Below are 10342 nucleotides of genomic sequence, written 5' to 3' on the forward strand. Positions count from 1 at the left end.
GGGGGGGCCCGCGCGGGCCCCCCGCCCGCGCCCCTCAACTCCTGCAGCCGCAGCGGCGGTTACGCGCCGCGCAGCACCGCGCCGGTGCGCTCGGCGGCCAGGGCCACCGCCGCGTCGCGCGCGGCCGTGGACTCCTCGGCCGTCAGCGTGCGGTCCGCCGCGCGGAAGCGCAGCGCGTACGCCAGGGACTTCTTGCCCTCGCCGACCTGCTCACCGGTGAACACGTCGAACAGCCGCAGGGACTCCAGCAGTTCACCGGCGCCCTTGCGCAGCGCGGCCTCGACCGCGGCCGCCGGGACCGACGCGTCCACGATCAGCGCGACGTCCTGGGTCGCCACCGGGAAGGTGGAGATCCGGGGCGCCTGCACGGCGCCGCCGCCGGCCGCCGCGAGGCGGTCCAGGTCGAGCTCCATGGCGCTGGTGCGGGCCGGCAGGCCCATCGCCTTGACGACGCGCGGGTGCAGCTCACCGGCGTGACCGATGACCGTCTCCACCCCGTCCAGGGTGACGAGCAGCTCCGCGCACCGGCCCGGGTGCCACGGCCCGTACTGGCCCTGGCGCACGACCAGCTGCACGCCGGCCTCGACGGCCAGCGAGCGCGCGGCCTGCACCGCGTCCGCCCAGTCGGCCGGGCGGCCCTTGCCCCACCAGCCGGCCTGCTCGCGCGCACCGGCCAGCACGACCGCGGCGTACCGCGGCTGGGCCGGCAGGGCGGCGTTCAGCGTGGCGATCTCCTCGGCCGTCGGACGCCGGTCGACGGGCAGCCGTACGGCGACACCGGGCTGCTTGCCGGCCCGGAAGACCGAACCGGTCTCGAAGAGGGCGAGGTCGTGGCTGCCCCGGCTGTCGTTGCGGCGCAGCGCGCCCAGCAGGCCCGGCAGCAGCGTGGTGCGCAGCGCCGGCTCCTCGTCGGAGATCGGGTTGACCAGCTTGACGACCTGGCGGGCCGCGTCGTGCGCGGGCAGCTGGAGCTGGTCGAAGACGCCCTCGCCGACGAACGGGTAGCTGAGCGCCTCGACGTAGCCCGCGCCGGCCAGCGCGCGGCCGGCCCGGCGGTGCAGCTGCTGCCGGGCGGTCAGACCGCGGCCGGAGGGCAGCTGCGGCAGGGTCGACGGGAGGTTCCCGTAGCCCTCCAGCCGGATGACCTCTTCCGCGAGGTCGTTGGGCTCGGCGAGGTCGGGCCGCCACGAGGGGACGGTCACGACGAGCTCGTCCTGGCCGTAGACGTCGCAGCCGACCTCCTGGAGGCGGCGGACGACGGTCTCGCGGCCGTAGTCCATGCCGGCGACGCGGTCCGGGTGGTCCGCGCGCATCGCGATGGTGCGCGGGGCGCCCGGGGCGGAGAGCTCGGTGACCCCGGCCTCGGCGGTGCCGCCCGCGAGCAGCACCAGCAGGTCGACGGTCCGCTGCGCGGCCGCGGAGGCCGCCTGCGGGTCGACGCCGCGCTCGAAGCGCTTGGAGGCCTCGGAGGCGAGCTTGTGCCGGCGGGCACTGCGCGAGATCGTCAGGGCGTCGAAGTGCGCGGCCTCGATGACGACGTCCGTGGTGCCGGTGACGGCGCCGGTCTCGGGGTCGGTCACGGAGTCGGCGATCTCGGTGTTGGCACCGCCCATGACACCGGCGAGGCCGATCGGCCCGCTGTTGTCGGTGATCACCAGGTCCTCGGCGTCGAGCGTGCGCTTGACCCCGTCGAGGGTGGTGAACTTCTCGCCCTGCTCGGCCCGGCGCACGCCGATGGCGCCGTCCAGGCGGGAGCGGTCGTAGGCGTGCAGCGGCTGGCCCAGTTCGAGCATCACGTAGTTGGTGACGTCGACGGCGAGCGAGATCGGCCGCATGCCGGCCTTCTGCAGGCGCCGCGTGAGCCAGATCGGGGACTTCGCCTCGGGGTCGAGGCCGGTCACCGTACGGGCGGTGAAGCGGTCGCAGCCGGCCGGGTCGTCGATCTTGACCAGGTAGCCGTACGAGTTCGGCGCGGGCACGTCGAGCAGCGCCGGGTCGCGCAGCGGCAGGCCGTACGCGGTGGCGGTCTCACGGGCCACGCCGCGCATCGACAGGCAGTAGCCGCGGTCCGGGGTGACGGCGATGTCGAGGACCTCGTCGACGAGCTGGAGCAGCTCGATCGCGTCGGTGCCGACCTCGTGCTCCGGCGGCAGCACGATGATGCCGTGCGTGCCGTCGTCGCCCATGCCGAGCTCCTCGCCGGAGCAGATCATGCCGTGCGAGGTCTTGCCGTACGTCTTGCGCGAGGCGATCGCGAAGTCGCCGGGCAGGACGGCGCCGGGCAGGACCACGACGACCTTGTCGCCGACGGAGAAGTTCCGGGCGCCGCAGACGATCTCCTGCGGCTCGCCGGTGCCGTTGGCCCGGCCGACGTCGACCGTGCAGAAACGGATCGGCTTGCGGAAGCCCTCGAGCTCCTCGATGGTCAGCACCTGGCCGACGACCAGGGGGCCCTTGAGGCCCGCGCCGAGCTGCTCGACGGTCTCGACCTCGAGACCGGCGTCGATGAGCTTGGCCTGTACGTCACGACCGGTTTCGCCCGCGGGCAGGTCGACGTACTCCCGCAGCCAAGAAAGCGGGACCCGCATCAGATCTCCATCCCGAACGGCCGGGTGAACCGGACGTCACCCTCGACCATGTCTCGCATGTCTTCGACGTTGTGGCGGAACATCAGCATCCGCTCGATGCCGAACCCGAAGGCGAACCCGCTGTACTTCTCGGGGTCCACACCGCAGGCGATGAGCACCTTGGGGTTGACCATTCCGCAGCCGCCGAGCTCGATCCAGCCCTCGCTGGAGCAGGTGCGGCACGGGCGGTCGGGGTTGCCCACCGATTCGCCGCGGCACACGTAGCACTGCATGTCCATCTCGGCGGACGGCTCGGTGAACGGGAAGAAGTTCGGCCGCAGCCGGGTGGTCATGTCCTTGCCGAAGAGCGCCTGGACCATGTGGTCCAGCGTGCCCTTCAGGTCGGCCATGGTCAGGCCCTCGTCGACGGCGAGCAGCTCGACCTGGTGGAAGACCGGGGTGTGCGTCGCGTCGAGCTCGTCGGTGCGGAACACCCGGCCCGGGCACACCACGTAGACGGGCGGCTCCCGGTCGAGCAGCGAACGCGCCTGCACCGGGGAGGTGTGGGTGCGCAGCACGACGCCGGACTCGTCGCCCTCGGTGCCTTCCGGCCCCCGGACGAAGAAGGTGTCCTGCATCTGGCGCGCCGGGTGGTCGGGCGTGAAGTTGAGGGCGTCGAAGTTGAACCACTCCGCCTCGACCTCGGGGCCCTCGGCCACCTCGTAGCCCATGGCCGTGAAGATGTCCGCGATGCGGTCCATCAGCGTGGTCAGGGGGTGCCGGGCACCGGCGGGGACGCGGTCGTAGGGCAGCGTGACGTCCACCGCCTCCTCGACCAGCACCCGCTCGTCGCGCTCCGCTTCGAGCTCGACCGTGCGGGCCCCGAAGGCCTTGTTCACGGCGCCGCGGGCCTGGCCCACGCGCTTGCCCGCCTCGGCCTTGGCCTGCGGCGGCAGGGCGCCGATCTCGCGGTTGGCGAGCGCCAGGGGCGAGCGGTCGCCCATGTGCGCGGTCTTCGCCTCACGCAGCGCGTCGAGGTCGCCGGCGGCCGCGAAGGCGGCGAGCGCCTCGTCCCGCATGCGCTCGATCTCTTCCGGTTTCAGTGCCTCGACCTCGACAGGGTCGTACGACTTGTTCGGTGCCGACATCTCTTCCCGTACTTCCGATGGCTGGCTGGTGGAACCCCGCGCGATCCGCTCGACCGTCTCGATCGACAGATTCGGACGAGTCCCAAAGGTGCCAAAGGACGAGTCTAAAGGTCGCCGGGGGTGAAGGAGCCCGTGGGCCGCCTGGCGAGACGCTCCGCAGGGTTACTGCGTGAGGTAGGCCGGCGCCCCCACGGGCAGGATAAATCGGAACTCGGCGCCGCCTCCGGGGCCGCGGCCGACCGTGATGGTGCCGCCGTGGGCCTCGACGATGCCCTTGACGATGTACAGGCCCAGGCCGGTGCCGCCGCGCTTGCTCCCCCGCCAGAAGCGGGTGAACACGCGGCCCATCGACTCCTCGGGGATCCCGGGGCCCTCGTCGGTCACGGTGACGGCGGTTCCCTTCTCGGTCTTGCCCGACGCAGTGGCCAGGCTGGTCGGCGATACCTCGATGGTGACCGTTCCCTCGCCGTGCCGCACCGCATTTTCGAGGAGGTTGCCGAGGATCTGGTCGATCTTGTCGGGATCGGCCCACAGCGCGGGCAGCGAGCAGCTGACCCGGACGAGGAACCGGTCGGGCGACTGGCCGTTCGCGGTGAGCGCCTGGACGTGGCGGCCCACGGCCGTGGCGATGTCCACCGGCTGGCGGCGGACCTCGAGGCGGCCTGAGTCGATGCGGGAGATGTCGAGGAGCTCTGCGATCAGCCGGGTGACGCGGTTGGCGTCGGCGTCGACGGTCTCCAGCATCAGCCGCTTCTGGTCGTCGGTGAACCGCTCCCACTTGGCGAGCAGCGTCGCGGTGAACCCCTTGACGGAGGTCAGCGGCGAGCGGAGCTCGTGCGCCACGGTGGCGATCAGCTCGGCGTGGCTGCGCTCGGTGCGGCGGCGGGCCTCGGTGCCGCGCAGGGTGACGACGAGGCGGCGCAGCGGGCCCGTGGGGTGCGTGCGCACGTACCGGGCGGAGACGAGCACCTCGCGCCCGCCGGGCAGCAGGAGGTTGCGCTCCGGCTGGCCGCGCCGGGTCGCGAGGCCCCCGTACGGGTCGGTCAGCGCCCACCAGCGGCGGCCGTCGAGGTCCTCCAGCGGCAGTGCCCGCTCGATGCGCAGGCCGAGCGCCTCGCCCGGGGCCAGGGCGGTGATCCGGGCGGCGGCGGAGTTGAAGCAGATCACCCGGCCGGTGTGGTCGGCGACGACGAGCCCGTCCGGCAGGTCGTCGGGGTCGATCCCGATCGCGCCGGACTCGGCGAGGTCGCAGGGCTCGGCCGCGGCGGCCGCACCGGCGCGGCCCGCACCCTGCGGGGGCACGGCCGGCAGGGACGGCGCCGTCCCGGGCGCCTTCACGGCCCCTGGCGAGCTGTTCGTACCCACGGTCATGTCCTCGTACCCCACATCTCCGAGTGGCGCAGTGGGCCCCCGGGCCGCCACATTACTAGCTGGGGGTCACGGAGCGGCACCCTCCGGGCGCCCGCTGTGCACGAGCGGATGCGTAGAGGCACACGGCGGCGGCCGTGGCGAGGTTCAGGCTCTCGGCCTTGCCGTGGATCGGGACGCGTACGACGGCGTCCGCGAGCGCCCGGGTCTCCTCCGGCAGCCCCCACGCCTCGTTGCCGAACACCCAGGCCGAGGGGCCGCCCATGGTGCCCGCGTCGAGCTCGGCGTCCAGGTCGTCCTCGCCGGCGCCGTCGGCCGCGAGGATGCGCACACCGGCCGCCCTGAGCCCCGCGACGGCTTCCTCCACGGGGACGCCGACCGCCACCGGCAGGTGGAAGAGGGAGCCCACGGAGGCCCGTACGGACTTGGGGTTGTACAGGTCCACGGAGGCGTCGGTCAGCACGACGGCGTCCGCTCCCGCGGCGTCCGCGCAGCGCAGTACGGTGCCGGCGTTCCCGGGGTCGCGGACGTGGGCGAGGACGGCGACCAGCTTGGGCCCGGCCTCGAGGATGTCCTCGAACGGCGAGTCGAGGAAGTGGCAGACGCCGACGAGGCCCTGCGGGGTGACGGTCTGCGAGACCTCGGCGAGCACCTCGTCGGAGGCGTAGTGGACGCGCGCCCCGGCGGCCAGTGCGGCGTCGACGATCCCGGCGTAGCGCTCGGCGGCCTCGACGGTGGCGAACAGCTCGATCAGGGTCGACGCGCCCCCGGCGCCGCGGTGCTCGACGGCCTCGCGGACGGCCTGGGGGCCCTCGGCGATGAAGCGGCGCTCCTTGGTGCGGAAGTTGCGCCGCGCCAGTCGCCTGGCGGCGGCCACCCGCGGGGATCGGGGGGAGATCAGCTCGGCGGGGGCGGGGGTACCCATGGCGGTCGGCTCGCTTCCGTACGTACTGCGGGTCGAAACAGGTGGATCGGCTCGGCTACAACGCACCGGACCCGAAGGCGATGGGCCTGCGGGTCCGGGCTGAAGCCTGTGAAGGGCTTGCTGCTTAGGCGGCAGCGGGGGCCTTCGGGGCGTTCACGTCGGCCGGAAGCGCCTTCTGCGCAACCTCGACGAGCGCGGCGAAAGCGTTGGCGTCGTTGACGGCCAGCTCCGCGAGGATCTTGCGGTCCACCTCGATGTTGGCGGCCTTCAGACCCTGGATGAGGCGGTTGTACGTCATGCCGTTCTGGCGGGCAGCGGCGTTGATGCGCTGGATCCACAGCTGACGGAAGTCGCCCTTGCGCTTCTTGCGGTCGTTGAAGTTGTAGACCAGCGAGTGGGTGACCTGCTCCTTGGCCTTGCGGTACAGGCGCGAACGCTGACCGCGGTAGCCGGAGGCCGCCTCGAGGATCGCCCGGCGCTTCTTGTGGGCGTTTACTGCCCGCTTGACGCGTGCCACTTTTTAACTCCTTGTAGCGGGGCCGTGGGTGTCTTCACACGGCCCGAATTCAGATGGGGTCCCGGTCTCGACGTCCGCTCCCGGCAGGGGGAGCGGAGAACGTCACTTGCCGAGAAGCTTCTTGATCTTCGCGGCGTCGCCGGGGGCCATCTCCGCGTTGCCGGTGAGGCGGCGGGTCAGACGGGACGACTTGTGCTCGAGCAGGTGGCGCTTACCGGCGCGCTCACGGAGCACCTTGCCGGAGCCGGTGATCTTGAAGCGCTTCTTGGTACCGCTGTGCGTCTTGTTCTTCGGCATAGCGCCGTTATCTCCTCGTCGGTGGCGCCCCCAGCCGGTCCGGTGGAGGACCGGCGCCCGGGAGCGTCATGTTGTGTCGGTGATCCGAGACAGGCTGCCTCGGAATCAGGCCTCGGCCGGCGCCTCGGGAGAGGCGTCCTCGGTGGCCTCGGCAGAGGCGACCTCGGTGCCCTCCTCGACGGGGGCTTCCTCGGAAGGAGCCTCGTCGGCGGCGACACCCTGGCGCTCGGCCTTGCGGGCGGCCTGCGCCTCGCGGGCTTCGGCCATCGCCTCGGTCTTCTTCTTGTGCGGACCGAGGACCATGATCATGTTTCGGCCGTCCTGCTTCGGGTTCGACTCGATGAAGCCGAGCTCCTCGACGTCCGAAGCGAGACGCTGCAGCAGTCGGTAGCCGAGTTCCGGCCGGGACTGCTCGCGACCACGGAACATGATCGTGATCTTGACCTTGTCGCCCTGCTTGAGGAACCGAACGACGTGACCCTTCTTGGTGTCATAGTCGTGCGGGTCGATCTTCGGCCGGAGCTTCATTTCCTTGATGACCGTGTGCGCCTGGTTCTTGCGCGCCTCACGGGCCTTCATGGCCGACTCGTACTTGAACTTGCCGTAGTCCATGAGCTTGCAGACCGGCGGGCGTGCAGACGCCGCGACCTCGACCAGGTCCAGGTCGTACTCCTGCGCGAGCTCAAGCGCCTTCGCAAGCGGGACGATGCCCACCTGTTCGCCGCTGGGACCGACGAGTCGCACCTCAGGGACACGAATCCGATCGTTGATGCGGGGCTCGGTGCTGATGGATCCTCCTCGGTAGCACCACACGACTGTCTGGCAGACAGCCGCTGACGTCTTGTGTCGTCAGACCGACCGCGGCGGAACATGAAAAAGCCCCGCCGGGCACAGGCAGGGGCTCCAATACAACCGGAGCACCGCCGCATGCGATCGCGGGGCGCAGACTCGGGCAGCTTTCCATCGTCCGTACGGAACGATGGATGCCGCCTGACCGGTGACCCGCCGCCCCGGAGGGTGGTCGGGTGGGAGAACGGAGCCTCCACTTGTGGGCCGGGGACATACGTCTCCGGCCGGTCTTCAGCCCAATATAGCATTCCGCGCCGGGTCCGCTCACCCGGCGGCCGTCGCGCGCGGTGGTGGGCCGGCGCCCGGCGGGCACCCCGCCGGGGGCAGGTCGGCGGCCAGCGCGGCCCGGCTTATCGTGTGAGGCATGACTGACGCGACCCCCACCCCCGCCACCGAGGCCGGCGCCACGCCGGACGCTCCCGACTACGACGCCATGACCCGCGACATCGCGGACGTGCCCGCCGTCGAGGTGATCACCACGGTGGCCGTGCACCTGCTGAGCGCCGCGGCGGTCAACCTGGGCCTGGACAAGCCGGACTCCGAGCACAAGGACCTCGACGAGGCCCGCAAGCTGATCACGGCCCTGGCCGGCCTGGTCACGGCGAGCGCCACCGAGATCAGCTCCTTCCACGCGGCCCCGCTGCGCGACGGCCTGAAGTCGCTCCAGCTCGCCTTCCGCGAGGCCTCGATCGTGCCGGACGAGCCGGGCCAGGGTCCGGGCGAGAAGTTCACGGGTCCGGTCTTCGGCTGAGCCGCGGGACCTGATCGGGACGGTAGGTGCAAGGGCCGGGGCGCTGCCCCGGCCCTTCTCGCATGCGTCTGGCCTTCTCGCATGCGTCTGCCCTTCTCGCATGCGTCTGCGCCGGCGTCCCGTGCCGGGGCGGCTCAGCGGGTGAAGAGCGGCTCTCCGGCCGGGGCCGCGACATCCGCGGGGAGCAGGGCCAGGTCCAGCCCGCGGACCAGGCGGGCCCGCAGCGTCTCGTCGGCCGCCAGCGCCTCGGCGACGCGGCGGGCCGCGGTGTGGGCCTGCTCACCCTCGGCGAGCACGATCGCGAGCGTTCCGTCGGAGTCGGCCCCGCCCGGGCCCAGGTGGGCGCGGAGCACGGCCGGCTCGGCCGCCACGGCGGCGCGTACGGCGTCCCGCACCGCGGGGTCGGCGAGCGGGCCGGCGTCGGTGCGGCCCTCGGCCAGCGCGAGCAGCGCGGGGCCGGTGAGCTGGTAGGTGACGGGGCCGGCCAGGTCCAGGACCACGGTGTCGGCCTTCTCGTGCGCGGCGGCCGCCAGGGCCTGGTGCAGCGGAACGGCCACGGGGCGCGCCGCCGGGTCCCACAGCGCCAGCGAGGCGGTGGAGGTGAACGCGGGCAGGGCCCGCCGGTCGCCCGCCCGCAGGGTCGGGACGGCCATGTCACTGGTCTTCTCGCGCTTGAGGCCGGTCTCCGGGTCGGTCTCGACCTCGCCGAGGACGGCGACGACCGGGACGAGCAGGCGGGCGCCCTTGAGGGCGGCCAGCACCTCGGGCTCCTTCGCCCGGTCTTCGGACCAGGCGGCCAGGGCCGCGCTCAGCCGGGGGTCGGCGGAGCCGTCGTCGTCGGAGTAGCCGGGGTCGGGAATGTTTTTGTTCGCCACAGTTACCCGACCCTATCCCGGTCCCGTCGTGCCCCTCGCGGACGCCGGGCCAGTACGGCGGCCAGGACCAGCAGGGCCAGCCCGGCGGCCGCGGCCGCCGGGGTACCGAGGCGGGTGCCGTGTCCGGCCGCACGGACCGGCTCGGGGCCGGGGCCGAAGTACCGCTGCGCGGCCGCGACGGGTGCCGGCAGCGGCGGCTCGCCCCGCAGCGTGTCGGCGGTCTGGAGGGCGGCCACGGGGTCGACCAGGCCGTGGCCGCGGGCGTCGTCGCGGCCACCGGGCGGGGCGTCGGAGGCGGTCTCCTCCAGCAGTTTCCTGATCTGGGCCGGGGACAGGTCCGGGTGCGCGGCCTTGAGGAGGGCGACGGCGCCCGAGACGAACGCCGAGGCGGCACTGGTGCCCCAGCCCTCGTAGTAGGAGCGGTCCGGGTCGGCGATCACGACGTCGACGCCGGGGGCGCTGACGGTGGCGTACCAGCTGCGGGTGGAGAACTCGGCCTTCCGGCCGCCGCGGTCGACGGCGGTGACCGCGATGACCCCGGGATAGGCCGCCGGGTAGGAGGCGTGGTCGCCGAGCCGTCCGCCGTTGCCCGCGGAGGCGACGACGACGACGCCCTTGGCGAGGGCGTACTGGACGGCCTCGTCCTCGCCGGCCTCGTGGTGGGCGGAGTCGCTGTCGTCGCCGAGGGAGAGGTTGATCACGTTCGCGCCGTGGTCGGCGGCCCAGCGGATGCCGTCGGCGAGGGCGCCGCCCTTGCTCTCGCGGGCCTTGGCCCGGCCGGGGTCGCCCTCCTCCAGGATCACGCGGACGGGGAGGACCTTCGCCTTCGGCGCGATGCCGAGGACGCCCTGGCGGCGGCCGGGGCCGTGGCCGTGCCCGGCGATGATCCCGGCCATGGCCGTGCCGTGCCGGGCCCAGGCGCGGTCGCCTCGGCCGGCGCCCATGCCGATCAGGTCGGTGCCGTCGAGGACCGGGCCGGCCAGGTCGGGGGGGGTGGCGTCGACCCCCGGGTGGAGGGCCGCGACGGTGGCCCCCACGCCCGGGG

The 10342-nt window shown here is 73.0% G+C and carries 10 protein-coding genes; 1 reads left to right on the forward strand and 9 read right to left on the reverse strand.

Annotated features, from left to right (window positions below; translation table 11 throughout):
- Positions 1 to 59: 59 nt before the first annotated feature.
- The 7 genes from pheT to infC all read right to left on the reverse strand — a co-directional run bounded on the left by pheT (position 60) and on the right by infC (position 7635).
- Positions 60 to 2588, reverse strand: a complete 2529-nt coding sequence (gene pheT / locus ACFXA3_RS21805) for a phenylalanine--tRNA ligase subunit beta (RefSeq protein ID WP_385189047.1) — start codon at positions 2586 to 2588, stop codon at positions 60 to 62.
- Positions 2588 to 3715, reverse strand: coding sequence for a phenylalanine--tRNA ligase subunit alpha (pheS, locus tag ACFXA3_RS21810; RefSeq protein WP_385189048.1), 1128 nt, complete (start codon positions 3713 to 3715; stop codon positions 2588 to 2590). The genes pheT and pheS overlap by 1 nt, the downstream gene beginning before the upstream one ends.
- A gap of 162 nt (positions 3716 to 3877) precedes the next feature.
- Positions 3878 to 5086, reverse strand: coding sequence for an ATP-binding protein (locus tag ACFXA3_RS21815; RefSeq protein ID WP_385189050.1), 1209 nt, complete (start codon positions 5084 to 5086; stop codon positions 3878 to 3880).
- A 55-nt stretch (positions 5087 to 5141) separates the two neighbouring features.
- A complete protein-coding gene (locus ACFXA3_RS21820; protein WP_385189051.1) occupies positions 5142 to 6008 on the reverse strand; it encodes a TrmH family RNA methyltransferase in 867 nt (288 codons plus the stop codon).
- Positions 6009 to 6132: 124 nt separating this feature from the next.
- The gene (gene rplT / locus ACFXA3_RS21825; protein ID WP_008741875.1) at positions 6133 to 6525 is read right to left on the reverse strand and encodes a 50S ribosomal protein L20; all 393 of its coding nucleotides are present in this window, start codon (positions 6523 to 6525) and stop codon (positions 6133 to 6135) included.
- Positions 6526 to 6627: 102 nt separating this feature from the next.
- On the reverse strand, positions 6628 to 6822 hold the full coding sequence (gene rpmI / locus ACFXA3_RS21830; protein WP_327282603.1) for a 50S ribosomal protein L35: 195 nt from the start codon (positions 6820 to 6822) through the stop codon (positions 6628 to 6630).
- A gap of 105 nt (positions 6823 to 6927) precedes the next feature.
- Positions 6928 to 7635: a translation initiation factor IF-3 gene (gene infC / locus ACFXA3_RS21835; RefSeq protein ID WP_376203931.1), complete on the reverse strand. Its 708-nt coding sequence runs from the start codon at positions 7633 to 7635 to the stop codon at positions 6928 to 6930.
- 400 nt (positions 7636 to 8035) lie between these two features.
- Between infC and ACFXA3_RS21840 the strand changes: the two genes are divergently transcribed.
- Positions 8036 to 8422, forward strand: coding sequence for a DUF1844 domain-containing protein (locus ACFXA3_RS21840; RefSeq protein ID WP_054226105.1), 387 nt, complete (start codon positions 8036 to 8038; stop codon positions 8420 to 8422).
- A gap of 134 nt (positions 8423 to 8556) precedes the next feature.
- Here the strand turns inward: ACFXA3_RS21840 and ACFXA3_RS21845 are convergent, their stop codons facing one another.
- Positions 8557 to 9297 carry an SseB family protein gene (locus tag ACFXA3_RS21845; protein WP_385189054.1) on the reverse strand — a complete coding sequence of 247 codons (741 nt, stop codon included), beginning with the start codon at positions 9295 to 9297 and terminating at the stop codon, positions 8557 to 8559.
- Between the two features lie 2 nt (positions 9298 to 9299).
- Positions 9300 to 10342: type VII secretion-associated serine protease mycosin (mycP, locus tag ACFXA3_RS21850; protein WP_385189056.1), on the reverse strand; the 1043-nt coding region annotated here is incomplete at its 5' end.

The organism is Streptomyces sp. NPDC059456, from assembly GCF_042750055.1.
Taxonomy (GTDB): Bacteria; Actinomycetota; Actinomycetes; order Streptomycetales; family Streptomycetaceae; genus Streptomyces.